Genomic DNA, 23,841 nt, shown 5'->3' with positions numbered 1-23,841 from the left:
GGATAATCATGCGCGCCAAATTGGATTTAAACCTGTTACGCATTTTCGTGGCGGTGGTGGAGCAAGGCAGCTTCGTCGGGGCCGCCCGGGCGCTGGCGATGCCGACCTCCAACGTCAGCCGCGCTATCTCGCAGCTGGAACGCCAGCTCGACCAGCGCTTAATCGAGCGCAGCACCCGCTCAATGCGGCTGACGCCGAACGGCCAGCTGTTGCATGAGCGGGTTCAGCCGTTGCTGGCGTCGCTCGATCATACCGCGCAAACGCTCAGCGAACGGCAGCAACAGCTGCGTGGGCCGCTGCGCCTGTGCGTGCCGAATGAAGTGGGGCCATATCTGTTGGGCGAGCCGCTGGCGGCGTTCGCCGTGCAGCATCCGCAGATCGAAATCAGCTGCGTCACCAATCTGGCGGGAATGGCGTCCCTGCTTGACGATGTCGATCTGGCGGTGATGATCAGCCGGGGCATGCTGGACGACAGCGACTATGTCGCGCAGCCGCTGGCGTCTTTCCCCTGCATCGTGGTGGCCGCGCCGGCGCTGCTGGCGCAGTGGCCGCCGACGGCGGAGATTGAGCAATTCACGCAATTGCCCTGTATCAGTACGGTGGATGCGCTGAAGGGCATGCCATGGCAGTTCGTGCGCCCGGACGGCAAGTTCGTTACCGTCCCGGTCAATGCGCGCTATCGCGTCAATAGCGGGGAGATGGCGCTGAAGGCGGCCCTGGCCGGCGTGGGGTTCGCCATGCTCTCCGAGCTCGGCTGCCGGCCGTTTCTGGCCGACGGACGTTTGGTTGAGGTGCCGCTGGCCTTGCCGCCGGCGCCGCTGCAGCTGTATGCCGTTTATCCCGGCCGCCGCTATCTGCCGGCCAAAACGCGCGCGCTGCTGACCTTTCTGATACAGCAGGTTGGCGAGGCGACTAACTTCTAATCACTTGTTTTTGCTCAAACTGCCAACTGCGCCTAAGCTAGGTGATGACTCAGAGGGAGCCATTCCCCGAGACCTTATTCCGTGAACATGGAGGAGTTTCGATTTGATGCGTTTATCCACATTGGTGCTGGCGATCGGCATGGCGCTGGGCTCGCAGGCACAGGCAGCAGAAACCCAACCTCACGCCGACCATAGCGCGCTGCCCAGCGGCCAGGCGAAGGAGGCTACCGTGACCGGTGAAGCCAATCAGCACGACAAGCAAAAGACCCAAAACCCGTTCTTCTATCAAAGCCGTCTGCCGTTCCAGGCGCCGCCGTTCAACCTGATCAAGGAGAGCGACTACGCGCCGGCGATCGAAGCGGGCATCAAGCAAAAGCGGGAAGAGGTGGAGAAGATCGCCAACAACCCGGCCAAGCCCAACTTTAAAAATACCTTCGTGGCGCTGGAGCAGGCCGGCTCGCTGCTGACGCGGGTGATGAACGTGTTCGGCGCCATGACTTCGGCCAACACCAGCGACGCGCTGCAGAAGCTGGATGAAGAGACCTCGCCGAAGCTGGCGGCGCTGAACGACGACATCATGCTCAACGGCAAATTGTTCGCGCGCATCAAGGCCATTTATCAGGATCGCGATGCGCTGAAGCTGGATCCGGAATCGCGCCGGCTGGTGGAAGTGACCTACAAGAACTTCGAGCTGGCGGGCGCCAACCTGTCGGACGCCGACAAGGCCAAGCTGAAAGCGCTGAACCAGGAAGCGGCGACGCTGAGCACCCAGTTCACCAACAAACTGCTGGCGGCGAGCAAAAACGGCGCGCTGGCGATAACCGACCCGGCGAAGCTGGACGGTCTGTCCGAAGGCGAACTGGCCGCGGCAGCGCAGGCGGCCGCCGAACGCAAGCTGGAGAAACAGTGGCTGCTGGTGCTGCAGAACACCACGCAACAGCCGTTGCTGCAGAGCCTGAAAGATCGCGACACCCGCAAAGCGCTGTTCGACGCCTCCTGGACGCGTGCGGAGAAGGGCGACGGCAACGATACCCGTCAGACCATTTCGCGTCTGGCCAAGGTACGCGCCGAGCAGGCCAAACTGCTGGGCTACCCGAACTACGCCGCCTGGAAGCTGCAGAACCAGATGGCCAAGACGCCGGATGCCGCGCTGAGCTTTATGCGCAACATCGTGCCGGCGGCCACCGCGCGCGCCGAGCGTGAAGCCAAAGACATACAGGCGGTGATCGATCAGCAGAAAGGCGACTTCAAGGTGCAGGCCTGGGACTGGCAGTTCTACGCCGAACAGGTGCGCAAGGCCAAGTACGATCTGGACGAATCGCAGATCAAACCTTACTTCGAGCTGAACAACGTGCTGAACAACGGCGTGTTCTACGCCGCCAACCTGCTGTACGGCATCAGCTTCAAAGAGCGCAAGGACATCCCGGTCTATCAGCCGGACGTCAAGGTGTATGAAGTGTTCGACAAGGACGGCAAATCGCTGGCGCTGTTCTATACCGATTACTTCAAGCGCGACAACAAGGGCGGCGGCGCCTGGATGAGCAACTTCGTCGATCAGTCGAAGCTCAACGGCACCAGGCCGGTGATCTACAACGTCGCCAACTTCACCAAACCGGCGCCGGGGCAGCCGGCGCTGCTGTCGTATGACGACGTGATCACCATGTTCCACGAGTTCGGCCACGCGCTGCACGGCATGTTCGCCGATCAGGAGTACCCGAGCCTGTCGGGCACCAACACCGCGCGCGACTTCGTCGAATTCCCGTCGCAGTTCAACGAGCACTGGGTCAGCGATCCGAAAGTGTTCAGCCATTTCGCCAAGCATTACCAGACCGGCGAGGCGATGCCGCAGGAACTGGTCGACAAGATCAAGAAGGCCGACAAGTTCAACAAGGGCTACAGCATGACCGAGCTGCTGTCCGCCGCGCTGCTGGACATGCACTGGCATATGCTGACCGCCGATCAGCCGCAGCAGGACGTCGACAAGTTCGAGGCCGAGTCGCTGCAAAAAGACAAGGTGGATCTCAGCTATGTGCCGCCGCGCTACCGCTCCAGCTACTTCCAGCATATCTGGGGCAACGGCTACGCCGCAGGCTACTACGCCTATCTGTGGACGGAAATGCTGGCGGACGACGCCTTCCAGTGGTTCACCGAACACGGGGGCCTGACCGCCGAAAACGGCCAGCGCTTCCGCGACATGATCCTGTCGCGCGGCAACAGCCAGGATCTGGAGAAGCTGTACATCGACTGGCGCGGCAAAGAGCCGAGCATCGAACCGATGCTGATCAACCGCGGGCTGAAGGACGAGTAAATACGGCCATTCCCGGTAAGCAAACAAAAGGGCGCGTTATGCGCCCTTCGTCTTTTTTGGCTTGGCCGACAGTCAGCGGTTCACCACCTTGGCCGGCAGGGCCACCACCAGCAGCGAGCTGAGCAGCAGGCAGCCGGCGAAGGCCCAGAGCGCGCCGCCGCTCTTGCCGGTCAGATCCAGCGCCAGCCCCATCAGCGAATTGCTCACCAGCCCGGCGATGTTGGCCAGCGAACAGGCCAGCGCGAAGCCGGTCGCCGCCGCCGTACCGCGCAGGAAGGTGGCCGGCAGGCTGAAGAACACCGGCACCGCGCCGATGATCGCCGCCTGGGCGATGGAGAACAGCAGCACCGTGGCCAGCGCATTGTGGGTGAAGAAGGTGCTGCCGGCCATCGCCAACGCGCCGACGATAAACGGCACGATGATGTGCCAGCGCCGTTCGCGCAGCCGGTCCGAACTGCTGCCGATCAGCAGCATGCCGAGCAGGGCGGCGACGCTGGGGATCGCCGTCAGGTAGCCGATGGTGGTGATGTCGGTGACGCCGGCGGTTTTGATGAAGGTCGGCATCCAAAAGCCCATGGCGTAGGCGCTGAGCAGAATGGCGAAGTCGATGCCGCCGAGCATCCACACTTTCAGGTTGAAGAAGCCGTCGCGGAAGCTGTGCTTGCCGTGATCGGCCTCGGCGTCGTCGCGCGCCAGATCGTCGGCAATGCGCTGTTTTTCCTCGGGCGTCAGCCACTTGGCCTGCTGATAAGTGTTAGGCAACAGCCAGAAGGTCAGCACGCCCAACAGCACGCTGGGAATGCCCTCCAGCAAAAACAGCCACTGCCAGCCGTGCAGCCCGTGTCGCATGTCGAAATGGCCCATGATCCAGCCGGAGAGCGGCCCGCCGATCACGCTGGAGAGCGGCAGGCCGATCATGAACAGTGCGATGATGCGGCCGCGGCGATAGGTCGGGAACCACAGCGTCAGATAAAAGAGCACGCCGGGCAGGAAACCGGCCTCCGCCACGCCGAGCAGGAAGCGAATGACGTAGAACTGCGTCGGCGTGGTGACGAACATGGTGGCGGTGGACAGCAGCCCCCAGGTGATCATGATGCGGGCGATCCACATCTTGGCGCCGACGCGCTGCAGGATCAGGTTGCTCGGCACCTCGAACAGAATATAGCCGACGAAGAACAGCCCGGCGCCCAGGCCGAAGGCCGCTTCGCTCAGCTGCAGCGCGTCGGCCATCTGCAGCTTGGCCAGCCCGACGTTGATGCGATCGAGGTAGGCCGCCAGATAACACAGGCAAAGAAACGGGATCAGTTTCCAGGTGATTTTGCGGTACAGCAGCAGCGATTCTGCGTCCGCTTTCCCCGCCAGCGGGGTGTCGACAATGGCCATGATGTTGTCTCCAGGTGGTGCGTGTTGGCCTCCGCAGGAGGCGCCTGTTGTGTTTGCGTTGCATGGACGCCGCCCTGTTTCGGGCGGTCGCCTGAGGCGCTGTCTGCGCCTTCGTTATTGTCGTTGCAGGTGAATCGTTGATTCATAACCGGTTCAGATAGTCGAGCGCCTCCCGTTTGTGCACCACGTCGCCGTATTTGCTGTCGATGTCGAACAGGTTGGCTTCGTGCGGGCCGGGGTGACGATCGCCGACGCACTCGCGCACCACCATGGCGCGAAAGCCGTGCTGCACCGCGTCCACCGCGCTGGCGCGGATGCAGCCGCTGGTGGAGCAGCCGATCATCAGCAGCGTGTCGATCCCTTGCGCCACCAGCAGCGGCGCCAGCGCGGTGCCGAAGAAGGCGCTGGCGTATTGCTTGCTCAGCACCACCTCATCGCCCAGCGGCGCCACCGGCGGGCAGAACGCCGCCAGCGGGTTGCCCTTCACCATGTCCTTCATCACCGGCGCTTTCTTGACCCACAGGCCGCCATCGGCAAAATGGCCTGCATGATAGCGGATATGGGTGTGGATCACCGGAATTCCCGTTCGGCGCGCGCAGGCCAGCAGCTCGCGGCTTTCCTCGACTGCGCTTACTACGCCCGGCGCGAACAGCGGCGCGCCTTCGGTGGTGTAGGCCTGCATAAAGTCGATCGCCAGCAGCGCCGGGCGCCGGCCGAAGCCGATGCGCTGGCCCCAGACGCCGCGATAGTTGTCGCTGAGGGTGTCGTTCATTCTGCCTCCTCAATAGGCGCCGGAGAGCAGGGCGCCGGCGCCGGGGACGATCGGCTCCAGCTCCAGCGCGGTCAGCATCGCGTAAGTGGTGGCGATGGCGGCGGTGATCACCGGTTTGCCGGTTTGGGCCTCCACCGTCGGGACGGCCGGCAGCGAAGGCATCTGCACGCAGGCGGACAGCACGATAGCATCGACCTCGCGTAAGTCCATCTCGGCGACGATCCCCGGCAGCCTGGCCGGATCGTGCCGGCCGACTTCGAGGTTGTCCGGGATCTCCAGCGCGCGCCATACCTTGACCTCGATGCCTTCGTGCTGGATGTAGTCCACCACCAGCTGGGTCAGCGGTTTCATGTAGGGCGCCACCAGCGCGATGCGTTTGGCGCCGATCACCTTCAGGCCGTTGACCAGCGCGCCGGCGCTGCTGATAACCGGCGCGGCGGCCTGATTGTCTTTCGTCACCTGCGCCAGCCGGGCCTGCGATTCGCGGTGGTAGCCCAGCCCCATCGCCATGATGGCCACCAGGCAGGCGTAGCCGAGCACGTCGACCCGCGCGTCGGACAGCTCCAGCGCACAGCGGTCGGACTCGGCGTCCATCGCCGCCAATTCTTCTTTATTGACGTGTTTCATGCGCATGCGGCTGGAGTGAAAGGTGAAACGCTCCGGGCGTATCAACTGGCGCGCGCCCAGCATCGCCGGGATCTCGGTTTCCATCGTGGTGTTGGAGCTGGGCACGATCTGGCCGATGCGGTAGTGGTTGCTCATGTCGGTGTTCCTCAGTTAATCCAGAAAATCGCCCAGGGCGCGGAAGAAGCCGTCGAAATCGTCCCACGGGATCATGTGTCCGGCGTTCTCGACCTCGACGATGGCGATCTCCGGCTGCAGCGCACGGATCTCCGCCCGGTCTTCGGGCTGAATGACGCCGCCTTTGCCCGCGGCCATCAGCAGCGTCGGCATGGTCAGCTGCGGGTAGTCGCGGTGGCTGTCCACCTGATGAAAATCGTCGTAGGCGCGTTGGATAGCCGGCTCGTAGCAGGTATGCAGCCACTCGGCGCGCAGCTGACGCTGTTCTTCGCTCCAGGTTGGGCAAAAGGCGCGCATCTGCTCGGCGCTCATGCCCGGCTGCGACTGCCGGATGGAGTCGGCGTACCATGGCCATTGGCCGGGATAGGCGCGGCGGCCGGGGCCGGAAACCGGCGGATCGACCAGCACCAGCCGCCGCACGCCGGCGGGCCGCAAAGCGGCGGCGCGCAGGGCGAAGCGGGCGCCCATCGAATGGCCGAGCAGGGCGTAACTGTCCAGGTTCAGCGCGGCGGCGAAGGCGTTGACGTCCTGTGCGCAGGTCTCTGCGTCATAAGCCAGTTCCGGGCCGCTGGACGACAAACCGCGGCCGCGCACGTCGAGCACGTAGACGTCGTATTTTTCCCCCAGCCGCTCGGCGACGAAGCCCCAGGTGATCGCCGGGCTGGTGATGCCGGGCACCAGGATCAGCGCCGGGCCGTGGCCGCCGTAGCGCAGATAGTGTTGGCGAATGTCGTTGGCGTGAACGTGGGCGCCGTAGAGGAAGGTGCTCATGCGGCGTTCTCCGATTTCAGCACTTGCGCGTACAGGTCATAGCCGTAAACCCAGGCCGGATCTTCCTGGGTGCGCAGGAAGGTGTTGGCGTTGGACACCGCCTGCACCCTGGAGGCGCGTTCCTTGCGGTTGGCTTCATACAGCTGGAAGGCGGTGCGGTAGTCGCCGAGGCCGGTTTCCTGCAGGCAGCGGGTCAGCATGGCGGCGTCTTCGATCGCCATCGCCGCGCCCTGCGCCATGTGCGGTTTCATCGGGTGGCAGGCATCGCCGAGCAGCACCAGACGGCCTTCGCTCCACAACGGCAGCGGTTTGCGGTTCAGCAATGGCCATTTGGTGACCTGTTCGCTGGATTCGATCAGCGCCTGCACGATCGGATGGTAGCCGGCGAAGGTCTCGAACATCTCTTCGCGGCTGCTGTCGATGAAGCTGCCCTGGAAATCCCAGGCCGGGTGCGGCACGCCGCTGACGTAGTAATATTCGTCGCGCCGTTGGGTGGTGTAGTAGACCATCAGATGGCGATCCGCCGACCACCACTTCACGCAGTCTTCGAACGTCAGGTTGTATTTCGCCAGCTTCTCGCCGCGGATCAGCGCGCGGTGGGCCACCCAGCCGCTGTAGGTCGGCGCTTCGGCGCCCAGCAGATGCTCGCGGATGCGCGAGTTGATGCCGTCGGCGCCGATCACGATATCAGCGTGGGCCGAGGTGCCATCGACGAAGTTCAGCGCCACCTCGTCACCGCGATCTTCAATCTTGCTCAGGCATTTGCCGAAGTGCAGGGTGCCGGGCTGCAGCGCGGAGAGCTGCAACGCCTGCAAATCGCCGCGGTGCACCGTCACATAGGCGGCGCCGTACTCCCGGCGGGCGAAGGCGCCCAGTTCGATGCGCGACAGGTAGTCGCCGCTTTCGGCGTCGCGGCTGAACCAGAAATCGGGATGAGACGCCATCTGCTCCAACCGTTGCTCAATACCGAGACGGCGGAAAATCTTCAGCACGTTCGGCCCCATGTGAATGCCGGCGCCGAGGCGCGAGAACGCCGGGCTCTGCTCATACAGATCGACGGTAAAGCCGGCTTTTTGCAGCAGCCCGGCGGCGGCGGCGCCCCCCAGCCCGGCGCCGACGACGGCGATGCGTGGTTGTTTGCTCATCATGTTTCCCCTGTCTGTTGGCTTTTTTCAGCGTAGGCCCAACGCGTGGTTGGACGATTGATTTATAGTGTATGCACTAGATAACGCAAAGTTGCAAAAGTGTTAAATCAGATCTTGCTCACGCTAATTGACAGCGCATTACTGTTAAGCTCATGTTAATAACAGGATTGATAAGACATGAAATAGGACTTTCTTATGATGGCCATCTGTGGCTTGCTTTCTTTTCCTTTTTTGACTTAGATAAAATGAGTGTGTTCGCTTTAAATTGCTTGAAAAATAACCGTCGCCTTGCGGGCGTCGGATACCCTTGACGAGACAGGAGACAGGCCATGGCGGTCAATGAAACCCAGTTGGTACAGCTGTTCGAACAGGTGCTTACGCTGTCGAAGGTCGATGCTTCGCAGAGCGTGGCGATTTTGAAAAGCCATTATTCCGATGCGCGCACGGTGCGCGCCGCGACCGACGCGGCGCTGCGGCTGGGTGCCAGGGTGTATGCCGTCGAACTGCCGGCGTTCAACCATCCGCGGGCGATGGGCAACGACATGACCGCCTATTGCGGCGATACCGCGCTGACCGGCAACCTGGCGGCGCAGCGTGCGCTGGAGGCCGCCGACCTGATCGTCGATACCATGATGCTGCTGCATTCGCCGGAGCAGGAACAGATCCTGAAAACCGGCACCCGCATCCTGCTGGCGGTGGAGCCGCCGGAGGTGCTGGCGCGCATGTTGCCCAACGCGGAGGACAAAGCGCGGGTGCTGGCCGCCGCCGCCGTGCTGGAGCAGGCGAAGCTGATGCAGGTGACCTCCTCCGCCGGCAGCGATTTCCGCGCGCCGCTCGGGCAATACCCGACGGTGACCGAGTACGGCTATGCCGATGAGCCGGGGCGCTGGGATCACTGGCCGAGCGGTTTCCTGTTCACCTGGCCGAATGAGGAGCAGGCGGAGGGCGTGTTGGTGCTGGAGGTTGGCGATATCTTGCTGCCGTTCAAAAGCTATGCGCGCGAACGCATCACGCTGGAGATCGAACAAGGGTTCGTCACCCGCATTCACGGCGGTTTTGAGGCGGAATACCTGCGCGAATACATGAAATACTTCGACGATCCTGAAGTGTACGGCATCTCGCACATCGGCTGGGGTTTGCAGCCCCGCGCCCAGTGGACGGCGATGGGCCTGCACGACAAGAACGACGGCATGTGCATGGACGCGCGCGCGTTCTACGGCAACTTCCTGTTCTCCACCGGGCCGAATACCGAAGTGGGCGGCACGCGCAAAACGCCTTGCCATATGGACATCGCGCTGCGCCGCTGCGACATTCGTCTCGATGGGCAAACGGTGGTGGCGGACGGGGAAGTGGTGGCGCCGGAGGCGTCGCGCGTGCGCCGGGCGTAATCGTTGCTGCCAACGGCGGGGGTTTGTACTATTCTCGTGGATTCCATAGATGGTGAGAGTAACGCAATGACGCCCCCCGAATACCCGTCAGCCGTGAGCGGCCAACCCGAAAATTATCATTTTACCGAGCAAGTCGGGCACCTGCTGCGCAAGGTTTATCAGCGCCACGTGGCGATTTTCCAGCAAAACGTCGGCGATTCGCAGCTGACGGCGGTGCAGTTCATCACCCTGTGCGCGGTGCGCGATATGGGGCCGAGCTCGCTGACCGAGCTGGTGCAGGTGACGGCGGTGGATCAAGCCACCATCCGCGGCATCGTCGAGCGGCTGAAGGCGCGCGATCTGATCACGGTGACGCCGGATCCGGTGGATCGGCGCAAGGTGGTGGTCGGCCTGACCGACGCCGGCGGCGTGCTGCTGGCGGAAACGGTGCCGCAGGCGGCGAAAATCACAGAATTGACGTTCGGCACGCTGAACCCGGCCGAACGGATAGCGCTGATATTCCTGCTGAATAAAATGCTGGAAGACCCTGCCACCGGCTGATTCGCCCGCGCAACGTCGGTTGCCTGGTGGTCGGTGGCGAGAGGCCAGCCCATAAGACCATCAAGTGCAGGCGGAGACGCAAACAATGGCGATATCTGAAGTGCAATCGCCCAGGGAAGGCGCGAAAACCACGCTGACGGAGCATCCGCTGATGCTGTCGGTGAACGGCGAACAGCTTCATGCGCAGGTGATGGCGGATACGCCGCTCTTGCTGGTACTGCGCAACGATCTGGCGCTCAACGGCCCAAAATACGGCTGCGGCCTGGGCGAATGCGGCGCGTGCACCGTGCTGATCGACGGCGTGGCGGCGCGCTCCTGCGTGATCCCGGCCTTCGGCGTGTCCGGCCGGGCGATCGTGACCCTGGAAGGTCTCGGCACTCGCCAGCGCCCGCATCCGGTGCAGCGCGCCTTTATCGAAGAGCAGGCGGCGCAATGCGGCTACTGTCTCAATGGCATGATCATGACCACCAAAGCCCTGTTGGATCGCAATCCCGCCCCGAGTGAGGCGGAGATCCGTCAGGCGCTGTCCGGCAATCTGTGCCGCTGCGGCACCCATCTTGAAATCTTGCGTGCGGTTCAGCGCGCCATCATTCTCTGCCGCGATGAGGACGCCCACGATCATGACTGATTCCCGTACCCCATCGCCGAGCCAGGCCGAATTGCTGCAGCGCGACGGCGTTCTGTTGATCGTCGACAGCGTGCAACCGCCGCCGGGGCTGGTGCCCAAGGGGCAAACGCCGATGCTGAAGCCCAAGGAGCAAGGGTTGTTTATCGCCCTGTGCGGCAGCGGTGAAATCTATGCCTTTAACGGCCATGTCGATCTCGGCACCGGCGTGCGCACCGCGCTCGGCCAGATTGTCGCCGAAGAGTTGTACCTGCGCATGGATCAGGTGCAAATGGTGTTGGGTGATACCGAGCGCGCGCCGAATCAGGGCGCCACCATCGCCAGCGCCACGCTGCAGATCTCCGCCGTGCCGCTGCGCAACGCCGCCGCCGAAGCGCGCCGTTGGCTGTTGCGCCAGGCGGCGCAGCGCTTCGATGCGCCGGTGGAACGGCTGACGCTGGAGGAGGGCGTGATCCGCAGCCCGCAGGGGCAGGCGCTCAGCTACGCCGAATTGGTGGCCGGCGGTCATGTCGAACTGTCGATTTCCGGCGACGCGCCGCTGAAACCGCAGGCGGAGTATCGCCTGGTGGGCACCAGCGCCGCGCGCGTCGATATTCCGGCCAAGGCGACCGGCGAAACCACTTACGTACACGATATGCGGTTGCCGAATATGCTGCACGGCCGGGTAGTGCGGCCGCCCTATGCCGGTTACGACAGCGGCGAATTTGTCGGCACCAGCCTGCTGGCGGTGGATGAAACCTCGATCGCGCATATTCCCGGCATCGTCAAACTGGTGGTGATCGGCGATTTCATCGGCATTGTCGCCGAGCGCGAAGAGCAGGCGGTCAAGGCGGCGCAGGCGCTGCAGGTCAGTTGGAAAGACTGGCGGCGCAATTTGCCGCAGATGACCGACGTGGCGCAGGCGCTGCGCGACAACCCGCATTCGACCCGGGTGGTGCACGATACCGGCGACGTGGACGCGGCGCTGGCGGCGGCCGACAGGCGTTTCACCCGCAGCTATCTGTGGCCGTATCAGCTGCATGCCTCGATTGGCCCTTCCTGCGCGCTGGCGGACTACCGGCCGGAGCGTCTGCAGGTCTGGTCAGGCAGCCAGAACCCGCACCTGCTGCGCGCCGATCTGGCCTGGCTGCTGGAGTACCCGGAAGCGCAGATCGAGATCGTTCGTATGGAGGCGGCCGGCTGCTATGGCCGCAATTGCGCCGATGACGTCTGCGCCGACGCGGCGCTGCTGTCGCGCGCGGTGGGCAGGCCGGTGCGGGTGCAGCTGACCCGCGAGCAAGAGCATGTGTGGGAACCGAAGGGCACGGCGCAACTGATGGAGGTGGACGGCGGGCTGGACGCCGCCGGGCACCCGGTCGCCTACGATTTTCGCACCTATTATCCTTCCAACGGCGCGCCGACGCTGGCGCTGCTGCTGACCGGCCGGGTCGAGCCGCTGCCGGTGGCCTATGAAATGGGCGATCGCACCTCGGTGCCGCCTTATGAGTATCCGGCGCTGCGCGTCAGCATCGAGGACATGGCGCCGATCGTGCGCGCCTCCTGGATGCGCGGCGTTTCCGCCTTGCCCAACACCTTCGCCCACGAGTCTTATATCGATGAGCTGGCCCACGCCGCCGGCGTCGATCCGCTGGAGTATCGGCTGCGCTACATCAATGATGAACGCGCCAGTGAACTGATGCGCAGCACTGCAGAACGCGCCGGCTGGACGCCGCATACCGAACCGATGCAGACCCCGGCGGAAGACGGCGTGCTGCGCGGGCGCGGCTTTGCCTATGCCCGTTACATCCACAGCAAGTTTCCCGGCTTTGGCGCGGCCTGGGCCGCCTGGGTGGCCGACGTGGCGATCGACAAAGCCAGCGGCGAAGTGGCGGTGACGCGCATCGTGGTCGGCCACGACGCGGGCATGATGGTTAACCCGGACGGCGTGCGCCACCAAATTCACGGCAATGTATTGCAATCGACCAGCCGGGTATTGAAAGAGCGCGTGACCTTTGAGGAATCGACGGTCTCCGCCAAAGAATGGGGGGCCTACCCGATCCTGACCTTCCCGGAGGTGCCGGAGGTGGACGTGGTGATGATGCCGCGCCCTTACGATCCGCCGCTGGGCGCCGGGGAGTCGGCGTCGGTGCCCAGCGCGGCGGCCATCGCCAACGCGGTGTTCGACGCCACCGGCATTCGTTTTCGCGAGCTGCCGATCACCTCGGACAAGCTGCGTGAGGCGCTGAACGGGCCGGATGCCGAACGGCAGGCCGCGCCGCCCAAGAAAAAGAAGCGCGGCAAATGGTGGTTCGGCGGCGCGGCGGGGCTGTTCGGCGCCGTGCTGGGCATCGCCGGCAGCGCCTTGCCGTGGCGGGCGGAGATCGCGCCGGTGGCGACGCCCGGCGCCGGCACCTGGTCGGCCGCCACGCTGGAGCGCGGCCGTCAGCTGGCCGCCGCCGGAGACTGCGCGGTTTGCCATACCGCATCGGAAGGGGCGACCAACGCCGGCGGGCTGGCGATGGCGACGCCGTTCGGCACGCTCTACAGCACCAATATTACCCCGGACGTGGCAACCGGCATCGGCAACTGGTCGTTTACCGCGTTCGATCGGGCGATGCGCCAGGGTATCGCCCGCGACGGCCGCCACCTCTATCCGGCATTTCCTTACACCGCCTTCAGCAAAATGACCGACGGCGACATGCAGGCGCTGTACGCTTATCTGATGTCGCAACCGGCGGTGCGCCAGAGCAACCCGGCCAATCAGATGCGTTTCCCGTTTAACCTGCGGCCGCTGATGGCCGGCTGGAACGCGCTGTTCCTGCGCCAGGGGGAATATCAACCCGATCCGCAACAAAGCGCGCAATGGAACCGCGGCGCTTATCTGGTCAACGGGCTTGGCCATTGCGCCGCCTGCCATTCGCCGCGCAACCTGCTGGGGGCGGAAAAGGGCGGCGCGGCTTTCCTGGCGGGGGGGATGGTGGACGGGTGGGAAGCGCCGGCGCTGAATCAATTGGCCAACGCGGAAAAACCCTGGACCGAGGAACAGCTGTTTCAGTATTTCCGCAGCGGGCATTCCGCCGAGCACGGCGTGGCGGCCGGGCCGATGGGGCCGGTGGTGAGCGAGCTGGCGACGTTGCCGCAGAGCGATCTGCGGGCGATGGCCAATTATGTGATGTCGCTGAGCGCCAAGTCGACGCTGAACGTGGAACCGCAGGCGCAGTTGGCGGCTCGCGCATTGCCGGCGGTGGGGCAACTTGCCGGTGAGCGGTTGTTTCAGGGCGCTTGCCTGGCCTGCCACAGCGCCGCCGCCGGCGGGCCGCAGCTGTTCGGCGTCAGCCCGGATCTGGCCAATAACACCAACATCTTCAGCGATCGCCCCGATAACCTGATCAAGGTGATCCTGCAAGGGATCCCCAAACCGGCCACCGCCGAATTGGGCTTTATGCCGGGCTTTAAGGACAGTTTTTCCGATCGGCAGGTAACGGCGCTGGTGAATTATTTACGCCAACGCTATGCCGGCGACAAACCGGCCTGGCGCGACGTGGAGGCGCAGGTTGCGCGGCTGCGCGCAGAGCCGGGCACGCACTGAGCCGCCTCAGGCATGGCGCAGGAACGCCACCAGCCGCTGCGCCGGCAGCGGCAACTGCGCCGGGTCACGCACCGCGATCGACAGGCGCCGGGTCGCCCAATCGTCCGTCAGCGGCAGTGCGCTGTGCCGAATTTCCGGCTGGCGTTGTGCGCTCTCTTCCGGCACCACCGCCAGCCCGGCGCCGCGCAGCACCATGCGGCAGATGGCGTCGAAATGAGCGGCACGCGCCCGCAATCGCATCGGGCCGCCGCTGCGTATCGCCAATTGCTCAAGATGTTGTTGCAGCGCGCTCTCTTCCGGCAGGCCGATGAAATCAAAAGGCAGGGCGTCCGCAAAGCTGACCTGCCGGCGGCCGCTGAGCGCATGCCCCGGCGGCAGTGCCAGCACCAGACGATCCTGGCGAAAAGGGTAACTTGTCAGCCCGCGCAGATCGGCGTGGTCCGCGACGATGCCGATATCCGCCGCCCGTTCGGCGATTGCCTGCGCGATGGCCGGGCTGGGCAGCTCTTCCAGCGCGATATCGGTGTGCGGGTGCAGCATCAGAAAATCCGCCAACAGCTCCGGCAAAAAGGCGTCGGCGGCGACGGTATTGGCGACGATGCGCAGCTGGCTGCGCTGGCCCGGCGCGAACTCGGCCATATCACCGCGCAGCCGGTCGCGCTGCTGCAATAGCACTCGCGCGTGATGCAACAGGCGCTCACCGGCGGGCGTCGCCTGGACGCCGCGCGGATTGCGCGTCAGCAGCGCTACGCCGGCCTGTTGCTCCAGCCCGCGCATGCGGGCGCTGGCGGCGGCCAGCGACAGCCCGACGCGCTCGGCGCCGGCGGTGATGCTGCCGGTCTCGAGCACTGCCGCCAACAGCCGCAGATCGATAAAGTCAAAATGCATGCGTTTTCCCTCTGTCTTTGCCGCAGGCAGGCTCTGTCATTGCCGCATTGTGCCGCGGCGCGGCGCTGGCCACAATCGAGCCGTTGATTCGCCATAAGGATAGACGCATGTCGCTGACGTTACTCGAAATTGTCGCCCTGACGGGCATTTTTACGCTGGCCGGCACGGTCAAAGGGGCGATCGGCCTGGGGTTGCCGACGGTGTCGATGGGGTTGCTCAGCCTGATGATGCCGCCGGGACAGGCCGCCGCGCTGCTGCTGTTGCCCTCGCTGATCACCAACCTGTGGCAACTGCTGTGCGGACCGCGGTTGGGGGCGCTGTGGCGGCGGCTCTGGCCGATGATGCTGTGCGTCACGCTGGGCACATTGTTGAGCGCGGGGGCGCTCACTGCCGGCGACGGCCGCCTGGCGCCGCTGGCGCTGGGCATGTGTCTGATCGGCTATGCCCTGTTGGGATTCACCCGTTTCGACTGGCGCATTTCCGCCGAGGCAGAGCCTTGGCTGGGGCCGCTGTGCGGCCTGGTGACCGGTACGCTGACCGGCACCACCGGGGTGTTCGTCATTCCGGCGGTGCCTTACCTGAATGCGTTGGGCCTGGCGCGCGATGAGCTGGTGCAGGCGCTGGGGCTGTCGTTCACCGTCTCGACGCTGGCGCTGGCCGCAGGGTTGGCCTGGCATCAGGCGCTGCCCGGCACGCTGCTCGGCGTTTCCTTGCTGTCGCTGTTGCCGGCGTTGGCCGGCATGTGGCTGGGCGGGATCGTGCGTCGTCATTGTCGCCCGCAGCTGTTTCGCCGCCTTTTCTTTATTGGGTTATTAATCTTGGGCGTTGAGATTATTTGGCGATTCAATTAATTGAATCGATAGCATCTGCGTGTAATTAGGTTCGGTATATTATTCTGGGTTTTATTTTAATATGATGAGTTGCAATGTTTAGAACACACTTTTCTTATTGGTTTTTTTTATGAAATACAGGATGGTTATGGATTGTTATTAGTGTGTTTTACTTTTGCCATTACAGCTATTTTTAATGACTGTAAAACCAGTAAACCCATAGGAGAGTATTTATGAAGGAAATATTAAGTAGCCAATTCGATGCGGTGTCGGGGGGATGGCAGGATCGCGATGGGAGTGGAAAAAGATCGTCTGATAACGGAGGGTCTGGCTCTTCAGGTCGCGGTGGAAATAACGGCGACGATCGTGGGCTTCAGTCATTTTTGTCAAAAAATAGCCCGTATGGCAGCGGTTCCGGCGCTAGCGGTTTTTGGGGGGATGGTAATTCAATGGCTGCAGGAAATGGTTACGGTGGCAATGGTACTGGGCCGAGAGAGGCCAGAGAGTTCGGAACCAAACGCTAATTAACAGTTGCAATCCCAGCACAGAAGTAACATTCTGTGCTTTTATGGGGTATATGATGAATAGATATGTTGTTTTTATAAAGAGCGATGCGTCAAGGGTGTTGAGAAAGGAAGTGGTTACACGAGAAATAATTAAGGAGATGAGGCGGAAGGGGTTCAGAAAGCATCATGTTGAAGTAGAGGCTGAGAACGAAACCGATGCCATTAACAAACTAAATAAGAACAGCAATGACTATTTGGACTCATTGAGAAATTTTTCCGGTGATTTATGGTTCTGTTCTATTTGTGTTGTCGCTATGGCGCTAGTCTATTTTTTGAGTTAAACCATAATCCAGCATTGAATCATTCAAGTTTCCCATACTATATTTTCGTGGTGATTTAAATGAGCCATCAGGCATTGGGTATCGATTTATCAAATACAGAAAAGTCATCCGTTCCAAGTATTCTGCATTTTATATGGATTGGTGATTTAAATGAAGTAAATGCTCATTATATCGACATATGGAAAAAAACAAATAAAGATAAGCAGATATTCTTTTGGTGTGACAGAGACTCTTCACTGTGTCATTTACTAAACAATGCCATACGCGATTTCGTCAACGCAAAAAAAATTAAAAATAAAGTTAAGGCTGAATTGGAAATAAAAAATCACGCCTTTAATTATATATACCCCAAAATAAAGGCAGGTTTTTCTTTTGATGAGCTGGTTATCGAATTCTTAATAAAAAATGAAATTCCTTATCAGAAACCGCCAAAAGCGATTGAAGACTCATGGTTTGGCAACAGAGGTTTTATAAAAAAGTGCATAGCGGAGCTTTTTTGCAATGGTTTCGATGATTTTATGAAGTATTATTATTATGAGATTATACTAAGGCATAACATTGCCAGTGCAAGTGATATTGTCAGACTTTTAATTATCTATCAGTATGGTGGTACTTATATAGATGTTGATACGCTTCCATACATTGATAACATATATCATAAACTAAATAAATATATAGAAAAAGAGGGCGTTGTCGAGAGCGACTCGCTTCTGTTATTTAAGACCCTATGTCTTTTAAAAAAGATAAATTCAGAAGAGGCGCTGCCTGAAGCCGTGTTCAGCTGCGATGAAAATAAGTTAGGCGTAGATGCTGTTGAATTTAAAAAAATAAAAAGGCTTATCGAACTGGATCTCTCTGAGTTTTCCCTGGATATGATATTGCCATTGGGTGAAACATACGTTCATAAAAATTTATTGGCGCTAGGATCACTCAGAAGATTTAAAGGTGTTTATTTTAATAATTTCATGTCCTCTCACAAAAAATCCAAGACGGTAAGAATCATCCTTAGAACAATGAAAAAAAGATACCGTTTTTTAGAAAAAAACAATTGCATATTTAACTGTTATATTGATGATGGATCAAGGTGTTATCTGACCAGACTCTTACCATGGAGAACCGAGTTAATAACAAGGGACTATTGCGTGACCCCGGTCTTAACTGGGCCGGGTTTAATTGTTGAGGTTTTATTGGGGTTGGCTTATGAGGTCTTTAATATTGGATATCTGATTGAGCCATCCAGCATTGCGGAGTATATGCAAAACCCTGACTTTGGAATTGCATTGTTTCAACACAATATAGATACACCTGATGGCGCCTATTCCACGTGGCGCAAATAAGAAGAATGGCTTGAAATGCAGAACTGACCTTCTGTTTGTTTTATTGTCAATACAATAGCCTGTGAATTTGAATGTTAGCTATCAATAAGGGACGCTGATCATGTTTCGCCAGGAAGCGATCGAGAATCAGAAAATGAAATGGCGTGGCAGGGCGCTCCTGCTACCCGGCATTCCCTTTTGGCTCACGGCAGGGCTGTGCCTGTTTTTCCTCATTGCTTTTCTCACCTTCACCATCGCCGGTACCTATACCCGGCGGGTCAACGTGACCGGCGAGATCAGCACTTATCCGCGAGCCGCCAACGTTTATTCCGCCGTTCAGGGGATAGTGGTCAAGCAATTTGTCACCGAAGGGCAGGTGATTGCCGCTGGTGCCCCCATTTACCAGATCGACGTCAGCAAGAGTACCCGTAGCGGTGTGATCAGCGATAACCAGCGCCGGGATATTGATGGCCAGCTGGCACGCATTGCGCAAATCATCAGCCGACTGGAAAGCAGCAAGCAGGCCACGCTTATCATGCTGGAACAACAGAAGGCGCAATACACCGCTGCATTCACCCGCTCCACCGATATCCTCAAACGCGCCCAGGAAGGGATACGCATCATGAAGGAAAACATGGAGAACTACCGGCACTATCAGACCCAGGGGCTGATCAATAAGGATCAGCTCACCAATCAGGTGGCGCTGTATTACCAGCAGCAGAACAACCTGCTGGGCCTGTCCGGCCAGAACGAACAGAATGCGTTGCAGATCACCGCGCTGGAAAGCCAGATCCATACCCAGGCTGCCGAATTCGACAACCAGATCTACCAGATGGAGCTGCAGCGCTACGAGCTGCAAAAGGAGCGGCAAAACATCGATGCCACTGGCGATATTATCGTTCGCGCGCTGGCCGGCGGCCGCATCGATTCGCTGAGCGTCACGGTTGGCCAGATGGTCAACATTGGCGACAGTCTGCTGCAGATTATTCCGCAAAACATCGATCGCTATGCCCTGGTACTGTGGGTGCCCAACGACGCCATCCCCTACATTGCCGCCGGCGATAAGGTCAATGTGCGCTATGACGCCTTTCCGGCGGAGAAGTTCGGCCAGTTCGCCGGCACAGTGTCCGTCATCTCCAAAGCCCCGGCCTCACCGCAGGAAATGCTGACCTACCAGGGGGCGCCCAAAGCGGCGCTGACCGCCGCCGTGCCTTACTACAAAGTGATCGTTATCCCGGAAAAACAATCCATTGCTTACGATGGTAAACGTCTGAGCCTGGAAAACGGCATGAAAGCGCAAAGCACTCTGTTTCTGGAAAAAAGGAAGATGTATCAATGGATGCTGTCGCCGTTCTACGACATGAAACACAGTGCGACGGGGCCGGTCAATGAGTAGGAGCACATTCAAACAGCGGGCCAGCCAACTGGATCTGCGGCTGCGCCACCGGGTTCCGATGGTGCACCAGACCGAGTCGTCGGAATGCGGGCTGGCCTGTCTGGCGATGATCTGCGGTTATTACGGCAAAAACATCGACCTGATTGCGCTGCGCCGGCAGTTCAATCTGTCATCCCGCGGTGCAACGCTGGTTGGGCTGACCGGTATCGCCGAACAGCTGGGGTTGAGCACTCGCCCCTTGTCACTGGAGCTGGACGAACTTGGCGCGCTAAAACTGCCCTGCATTCTGCACTGGGAATTCAACCATTTTGTCGTGCTGGTCAGCGTCAAAGGCCGCCGCGCAGTGCTGCACGATCCGGCGCGCGGGCGCCGGGCCGTCAGCCTGACGGAACTGTCGCACAGTTTCACCGGCGTAGCGCTTGAGGCCTGGCCCGGCAGCACCTTTACCGCCGACAGCGTCCGCCATCGCATTCATCTTCGCACGCTGATCGGCAGCGTGCATGGCCTCAAGGGGGCGCTCGGCAAAATCTTTTGCCTGTCTCTGGTGTTCGAAACCATCAACCTGGTGATGCCCATCGGCACGCAGCTGGTGATGGATCACGCCATTCCCGCCGGAGATCGCGGGTTACTGTCGCTCATCTGCGCCGGATTGATGCTGTTTATCTTGTTGCGGGCTGCCATCGGCATGGTGCGGGCATGGTCAGGATTGGTCATGGCGACGCTTATCAACGTGCAGTGGCAGTCCGGGTTGTTCACCCATCTGCTGCGCCTGCCGCTCGGTTACTTTGAACGGCGTAAGCTGGGTGACATTCAATCACGCTTCGGTTCACTGGATACGCTGCGCAGCACTTTCACCACCAGTATCGTCGGCGCCATCATGGACGGCATCATGGTGATCGGTGTGTTGGTGATGATGGTGCTGTATGGCGGCTGGCTGACCTGGGTAGTGCTCAGTTTCACTGCGCTTTATGTGTTGATGCGGCTGCTGACCTATGGATATTACCGTCAGCTGTCCGAGGAGGCGCTGGTGAGAGAGGCGCGGGCCGGCTCGTATTTTATGGAAACGCTGTACGGTATCGCTACCGTCAAGATGCAGGGCATGGGAGAACGCCGCATCGCTCACTGGCTAAACCTTGAAATCGACACCATCAACACGGGTATCCGCGTCACCCGAATGGACATGCTGTTTGGCGGGATCAACACCTTCATAGCGGCGTGCGACCAGATCGTCATTCTGTGGTTGGGAACCAGCCTGGTGATCGATAACCAGATGACCCTCGGCATGTTCGTGGCGTTCGGCGCCTTTCGGGGCCAGTTCTCCGACCGCATCGGGTCGCTGACGGAATTTTTGCTGCAGTTGCGCATGATGAGCCTGCATAACGAGCGCATTGCCGATATCGCTCTGCATCCGCGGGAGGCGCGTAAACCCGATCACCCTTACACGGCGGGCCTGCAACCTTTGGGATTGACGACCCATGCCCTGAGCTATCGTTACGACAGCCAGTCACCGGCTATCTTTGATGGCCTGGACATCAGCGTTGCGCCGGGCGAAAGCGTGGCCATCGTGGGCCCGTCCGGCGCCGGCAAAACCACGTTGATGAAGGTGTTGTGCGGACTGTTTACCCCGGATTCAGGGCGGGTTGAGGTGAACGGTGTCGATATCCGCCAGCTCGGCATCAACAACTACCACAAAATGATTGCCTGCGTGATGCAGGACGACAAACTGTTCTCCGGCTCGATCCGGGAAAATATTTGCGGGTTTGCGGACGAGGTGGACGATGCCTGGATGCAAGCCTGTGCCCGTGCCAGCTATCTGCATGACGTGGTTTTACGCATGCCTATGGGATATGAAACACTGATTGGCGAGTTGGGGGAAGGATTGTCCGGCGGGCAAAAACAACGGCTATTCATAGCCCGGGCAATCTACAAAAAACCGGCTATTTTGTTTCTGGATGAGGCCACCAGCGCGCTGGATAAGGAGAGCGAAGCTGTGGTGAATCAGGCCATCAAGAGACTCAATATCACTAAGCTGATCATTGCCCACCGTGAAACGACCATTGCGTCGGCAGATCGGGTTATACATTTGGGATAAGGGGGGTATCACCCGCGGCACCGGCCATTTTCACTGTTCCCCCCTAAAAACCCAATAAATGGCGATGGGGCAAGGCTATTTTTGCTGCTCGCTTCGGCTTTCAATTTACGGCGCGGCGCATTGCGCGATATTCTGGTTTTCTGATGGGCTGACGGCGGATGAGGGAACCATGACAGACAGCCAGGCGTTTGAACAACAAAGCCTCGACAATCTGCTGAGCTATTGGCGGCGCCATCGCCGCCTGCCGGGCGCGCGCTATCCGGCCGGCCCGACCGACACCCTGTGCGACGTGCCGGGCGTCAGCGTCGGGCATCACACGCTGGCCGACGGCGAATGCCAGACCGGCGTTACCGCCATCGTGCCGCCGGGCGATCTGTTTAACCAGCCGCTGCCGTGCGGCAGCGCGGTGCTCAACGGCTTCGCCAAGCCGCTGGGGCTGGTGCAGCTGAACGAGCTGGGGGTGCTGCAAACGCCTATTCTGCTGAGCAACACCTTCGCCGTCGGCACGCTGTTCAACGCCATGGTGCGGCGCAGCTGTCTGCGTTACCCGCAGATCGGCCGCGGCAGCGCCACCATCAACCCGCTGGTGCTGGAGTGCAACGACGGCTACCTCAACGATATTCAGGCGATGGCGGTGCGTGAGGAGCACGTCTTCAGCGCGCTGGATAACCATTCCACCCGCTTTGCGCGCGGCAGCGTCGGCGCCGGGCGCGGCATGAGCAGCTTCGGCTTGAAAGGGGGCATCGGCACCGCCTCGCGCTATTGCCCAGGGCTTGGCACCACGCTCGGCGTGCTGGTGCTGGCCAACTTCGGCACCCTCGACTCGCTGACGCTGAGCGGCGTGCGCGTTGGCCAGGCGCTGGGCAAACTGTTGGCGGATCCGCCGCCGCAGGTGGACGCCGGTTCGGTCATTATCATCATCGCCTGCGATCGGGCGCTGGACAGCCGCCAGCTGAACCGCATCGCCCGCCGCGCGGGCGCCGGTTTGGGGCGGGTGGGCAGCCATTGGGGGCACGGCTCCGGCGATATCGCGCTGGCGTTTTCCACCCGGTTGCTGGGGGCGACGTTGCCGGACGAACGGCTGGAGCCGCTGTTTGCGGCGGCGGCGGACGCCACCGAATACGCGGTGCTGGATGCCTTGCTGAGCGCGGAAGGCGTCAGCGGTTTCCAGCAGCACGATCGTATGGCGTTGGGCCCGCTGCTCGATCGGCTGGCGGCAAATTAAATAACGGGAGTGTGATGTGAAAGTCTTTATCTCTGCGGATATTGAGGGTATTGCCGGCGTGATGCGGCCGGAGCAGTGCAACCCGGCCCATGCTGACTATACTGCGGCGCGCGAGCTGATGGAGCAGGAGGTCAACGCCGCCATCGACGGCGCTTTTGCCGGCGGCGCCACCGAGGTGACGGTGGCCGACAGCCACGCGATGATGCAGAACCTGCGCGCCGATCGCATCGATGCGCGGGCGCGCCTGGTGCAGGGCAAACCGCGCGGGCTATCGATGGTGGAAGGGCTGCAGCATCAACGTTACGACGGCCTGATGTGTATCGGTTATCACAGCGCCGCCGGCGAACGCGGCGTGCTGGCGCATACCATCAATGGCCGGGCCTTTTACCGCGTCAGCCTGAACGGCGAGGTGGTAGGCGAAAGCGATCTGTATGCGGCGGCGGCGGCCGAGTTGAACGTCCCGCTGTGGCTGGTGAGCGGTGACGACGAGCTGCAACGCTGGATCGCTGAACGTTATCCGCAATCTGGCTATGTTTGCGTGAAACGCGCCATCTCGCAAACCGCCGCCGAATCGCTCAGCCCTCAGCGGGCGCGGGCGGAGATCCGCGAGCGGGCGATGCAGCAGGTGCGCCAGGGCGCCAGACTGCCGGTGGAGCGCCGCTTCATGCCACCTTACCGGTTGACGCTGATGGCGGCCAAACCGGTGCTGGCGGATCTGTTCAGCCTGGTGCCCGGCGTGCAGCGCCAGGACGCGCTCACCGTGGCCTTCGACAGCGACAACATGGCGGCGCAAATCCGCCTGCTCAGCGTCTTCTCCTCTCTGGCGACGACGCAGAGCTGACTCCCGGTGCGGGTTCCCGCCCGCACCGCACGATTCTCCAACAGAAAATCCCTTATCAAGATTAGGCCTGCTGAATAATAGGCTACGCTAATTATTGCTCTGTTGCGCTATGTCACCTGACCGGCGCGGCAAGCCATTCCCATAACAAGAGTTGTTTCGCCGAAGGCAGTGACGCCTTCGGT

At 60.8% G+C, this 23,841-nt stretch carries 20 protein-coding genes; 14 read left to right on the top strand and 6 right to left on the bottom strand.

The genetic code is table 11. The features are described from left to right. Positions 1–8: 8 nt before the first annotated feature. Together ACMGF7_RS20505 and dcp are read left to right on the top strand one after the other, a co-directional pair. Positions 9–923, top strand: coding sequence for a LysR family transcriptional regulator (locus tag ACMGF7_RS20505; RefSeq protein ID WP_164095058.1), 915 nt, complete (start codon positions 9–11; stop codon positions 921–923). Between the two features lie 106 nt (positions 924–1,029). Beyond that, a complete protein-coding gene (gene dcp / locus ACMGF7_RS20500; RefSeq protein WP_021505249.1) occupies positions 1,030–3,231 on the top strand; it encodes a peptidyl-dipeptidase Dcp in 2,202 nt (733 codons plus the stop codon). Positions 3,232–3,303: 72 nt separating this feature from the next. Here dcp and ACMGF7_RS20495 read toward each other — a convergent pair whose 3' ends face one another. From ACMGF7_RS20495 to ACMGF7_RS20475, 5 genes are all read right to left on the bottom strand, one after another. Further along, the gene (locus ACMGF7_RS20495) at positions 3,304–4,614 is read right to left on the bottom strand and encodes an MFS transporter (RefSeq protein ID WP_004938595.1); all 1,311 of its coding nucleotides are present in this window, start codon (positions 4,612–4,614) and stop codon (positions 3,304–3,306) included. A 142-nt stretch (positions 4,615–4,756) separates the two neighbouring features. Next, positions 4,757–5,386, bottom strand: coding sequence for an N-carbamoylsarcosine amidohydrolase (locus ACMGF7_RS20490; RefSeq protein ID WP_420286619.1), 630 nt, complete (start codon positions 5,384–5,386; stop codon positions 4,757–4,759). A gap of 9 nt (positions 5,387–5,395) precedes the next feature. After that, positions 5,396–6,148: a maleate cis-trans isomerase gene (locus tag ACMGF7_RS20485; protein WP_015377793.1), complete on the bottom strand. Its 753-nt coding sequence runs from the start codon at positions 6,146–6,148 to the stop codon at positions 5,396–5,398. Positions 6,149–6,163: 15 nt separating this feature from the next. Continuing rightward, complete coding sequence (locus tag ACMGF7_RS20480) at positions 6,164–6,958, bottom strand: alpha/beta fold hydrolase (protein ID WP_164095060.1); 795 nt, start codon at positions 6,956–6,958, stop codon at positions 6,164–6,166. Next, positions 6,955–8,106, bottom strand: coding sequence for an FAD-dependent monooxygenase (locus ACMGF7_RS20475; protein ID WP_164095061.1), 1,152 nt, complete (start codon positions 8,104–8,106; stop codon positions 6,955–6,957). Before ACMGF7_RS20475 ends, ACMGF7_RS20480 begins: the two co-directional genes overlap by 4 nt. Before the next feature lie 326 nt (positions 8,107–8,432). On the opposite strand from ACMGF7_RS20475, the gene ACMGF7_RS20470 reads away from it, so the two are divergent. The 4 genes from ACMGF7_RS20470 to ACMGF7_RS20455 all read left to right on the top strand — a co-directional run bounded on the left by ACMGF7_RS20470 (position 8,433) and on the right by ACMGF7_RS20455 (position 14,224). After that, positions 8,433–9,491 carry a 2,5-dihydroxypyridine 5,6-dioxygenase gene (locus ACMGF7_RS20470; protein ID WP_049240135.1) on the top strand — a complete coding sequence of 353 codons (1,059 nt, stop codon included), beginning with the start codon at positions 8,433–8,435 and terminating at the stop codon, positions 9,489–9,491. Between the two features lie 66 nt (positions 9,492–9,557). After that, a complete protein-coding gene (locus ACMGF7_RS20465) occupies positions 9,558–10,031 on the top strand; it encodes a MarR family winged helix-turn-helix transcriptional regulator (protein WP_049240136.1) in 474 nt (157 codons plus the stop codon). Between the two features lie 85 nt (positions 10,032–10,116). Continuing rightward, complete coding sequence (locus ACMGF7_RS20460; RefSeq protein WP_049240137.1) at positions 10,117–10,659, top strand: (2Fe-2S)-binding protein; 543 nt, start codon at positions 10,117–10,119, stop codon at positions 10,657–10,659. Further along, positions 10,652–14,224 carry a molybdopterin cofactor-binding domain-containing protein gene (locus ACMGF7_RS20455; RefSeq protein ID WP_049240138.1) on the top strand — a complete coding sequence of 1,191 codons (3,573 nt, stop codon included), beginning with the start codon at positions 10,652–10,654 and terminating at the stop codon, positions 14,222–14,224. The genes ACMGF7_RS20460 and ACMGF7_RS20455 overlap by 8 nt, the downstream gene beginning before the upstream one ends. A 6-nt stretch (positions 14,225–14,230) precedes the next feature. On the opposite strand, the gene ACMGF7_RS20450 is transcribed toward ACMGF7_RS20455, so the two are convergent. Next, a complete protein-coding gene (locus ACMGF7_RS20450) occupies positions 14,231–15,112 on the bottom strand; it encodes a LysR substrate-binding domain-containing protein (RefSeq protein WP_004940783.1) in 882 nt (293 codons plus the stop codon). A 107-nt stretch (positions 15,113–15,219) separates the two neighbouring features. Between ACMGF7_RS20450 and ACMGF7_RS20445 the strand changes: the two genes are divergently transcribed. From ACMGF7_RS20445 to ACMGF7_RS20410, 8 genes are all read left to right on the top strand, one after another. After that, positions 15,220–15,963 carry a sulfite exporter TauE/SafE family protein gene (locus ACMGF7_RS20445; RefSeq protein WP_049240139.1) on the top strand — a complete coding sequence of 248 codons (744 nt, stop codon included), beginning with the start codon at positions 15,220–15,222 and terminating at the stop codon, positions 15,961–15,963. A gap of 270 nt (positions 15,964–16,233) precedes the next feature. After that, entirely contained in the window at positions 16,234–16,470 is a 237-nt protein-coding gene (locus ACMGF7_RS20440; protein WP_049240155.1) for a hypothetical protein, read from the top strand. 52 nt (positions 16,471–16,522) lie between these two features. Then, entirely contained in the window at positions 16,523–16,789 is a 267-nt protein-coding gene (locus ACMGF7_RS20435; protein WP_049240156.1) for a hypothetical protein, read from the top strand. Positions 16,790–16,848: 59 nt separating this feature from the next. Next, entirely contained in the window at positions 16,849–18,126 is a 1,278-nt protein-coding gene (locus ACMGF7_RS20430) for a TcdA/TcdB catalytic glycosyltransferase domain-containing protein (protein ID WP_420286618.1), read from the top strand. A 100-nt stretch (positions 18,127–18,226) separates the two neighbouring features. Further along, the gene (locus tag ACMGF7_RS20425) at positions 18,227–19,501 is read left to right on the top strand and encodes an HlyD family secretion protein (protein WP_049240141.1); all 1,275 of its coding nucleotides are present in this window, start codon (positions 18,227–18,229) and stop codon (positions 19,499–19,501) included. Beyond that, positions 19,494–21,593: a peptidase domain-containing ABC transporter gene (locus tag ACMGF7_RS20420; protein ID WP_420286617.1), complete on the top strand. Its 2,100-nt coding sequence runs from the start codon at positions 19,494–19,496 to the stop codon at positions 21,591–21,593. The genes ACMGF7_RS20425 and ACMGF7_RS20420 overlap by 8 nt, the downstream gene beginning before the upstream one ends. Before the next feature lie 169 nt (positions 21,594–21,762). After that, the gene (locus ACMGF7_RS20415; RefSeq protein WP_021504539.1) at positions 21,763–22,818 is read left to right on the top strand and encodes a P1 family peptidase; all 1,056 of its coding nucleotides are present in this window, start codon (positions 21,763–21,765) and stop codon (positions 22,816–22,818) included. Between the two features lie 16 nt (positions 22,819–22,834). Continuing rightward, positions 22,835–23,659 (top strand): M55 family metallopeptidase, encoded by an 825-nt coding sequence (locus ACMGF7_RS20410; RefSeq protein WP_420286616.1) that lies wholly within the window; start codon positions 22,835–22,837, stop codon positions 23,657–23,659. The last annotated feature ends 182 nt before the right edge of the window (positions 23,660–23,841 follow it).

Origin of the sequence: Serratia sp. BNK-17 (genome assembly GCF_048684935.1) — a bacterium.
Taxonomy (GTDB): Bacteria; Pseudomonadota; Gammaproteobacteria; order Enterobacterales; family Enterobacteriaceae; genus Serratia; species Serratia nematodiphila.
This window is presented reverse-complemented; position numbering and strand designations above follow the sequence as displayed.

Excerpts from the sequence above, each read along its gene's own strand:
- ACMGF7_RS20440 (WP_049240155.1), top strand. The coding sequence starts at position 16,234 with ATGGGAGTGGAAAAAGATCGTCTGATAACGGAGGGTCTGGCTCTTCAG.
- ACMGF7_RS20415 (WP_021504539.1), top strand. The coding sequence starts at position 21,763 with ATGACAGACAGCCAGGCGTTTGAACAACAAAGCCTCGACAATCTGCTG.
- ACMGF7_RS20435 (WP_049240156.1), top strand. The coding sequence starts at position 16,523 with ATGAATAGATATGTTGTTTTTATAAAGAGCGATGCGTCAAGGGTGTTG.
- ACMGF7_RS20420 (WP_420286617.1), top strand. The coding sequence starts at position 19,494 with ATGAGTAGGAGCACATTCAAACAGCGGGCCAGCCAACTGGATCTGCGG.
- ACMGF7_RS20465 (WP_049240136.1), top strand. The coding sequence starts at position 9,558 with ATGACGCCCCCCGAATACCCGTCAGCCGTGAGCGGCCAACCCGAAAAT.
- ACMGF7_RS20480 (WP_164095060.1), bottom strand. The coding sequence starts at position 6,958 with ATGAGCACCTTCCTCTACGGCGCCCACGTTCACGCCAACGACATTCGC.
- dcp (WP_021505249.1), top strand. The coding sequence starts at position 1,030 with ATGCGTTTATCCACATTGGTGCTGGCGATCGGCATGGCGCTGGGCTCG.
- ACMGF7_RS20505 (WP_164095058.1), top strand. The coding sequence starts at position 9 with ATGCGCGCCAAATTGGATTTAAACCTGTTACGCATTTTCGTGGCGGTG.
- ACMGF7_RS20460 (WP_049240137.1), top strand. The coding sequence starts at position 10,117 with ATGGCGATATCTGAAGTGCAATCGCCCAGGGAAGGCGCGAAAACCACG.
- ACMGF7_RS20455 (WP_049240138.1), top strand. The coding sequence starts at position 10,652 with ATGACTGATTCCCGTACCCCATCGCCGAGCCAGGCCGAATTGCTGCAG.
- ACMGF7_RS20445 (WP_049240139.1), top strand. The coding sequence starts at position 15,220 with ATGTCGCTGACGTTACTCGAAATTGTCGCCCTGACGGGCATTTTTACG.
- ACMGF7_RS20450 (WP_004940783.1), bottom strand. The coding sequence starts at position 15,112 with ATGCATTTTGACTTTATCGATCTGCGGCTGTTGGCGGCAGTGCTCGAG.
- ACMGF7_RS20495 (WP_004938595.1), bottom strand. The coding sequence starts at position 4,614 with ATGGCCATTGTCGACACCCCGCTGGCGGGGAAAGCGGACGCAGAATCG.
- ACMGF7_RS20430 (WP_420286618.1), top strand. The coding sequence starts at position 16,849 with ATGAGCCATCAGGCATTGGGTATCGATTTATCAAATACAGAAAAGTCA.
- ACMGF7_RS20485 (WP_015377793.1), bottom strand. The coding sequence starts at position 6,148 with ATGAGCAACCACTACCGCATCGGCCAGATCGTGCCCAGCTCCAACACC.
- ACMGF7_RS20490 (WP_420286619.1), bottom strand. The coding sequence starts at position 5,386 with ATGAACGACACCCTCAGCGACAACTATCGCGGCGTCTGGGGCCAGCGC.
- ACMGF7_RS20475 (WP_164095061.1), bottom strand. The coding sequence starts at position 8,106 with ATGATGAGCAAACAACCACGCATCGCCGTCGTCGGCGCCGGGCTGGGG.
- ACMGF7_RS20470 (WP_049240135.1), top strand. The coding sequence starts at position 8,433 with ATGGCGGTCAATGAAACCCAGTTGGTACAGCTGTTCGAACAGGTGCTT.
- ACMGF7_RS20425 (WP_049240141.1), top strand. The coding sequence starts at position 18,227 with ATGTTTCGCCAGGAAGCGATCGAGAATCAGAAAATGAAATGGCGTGGC.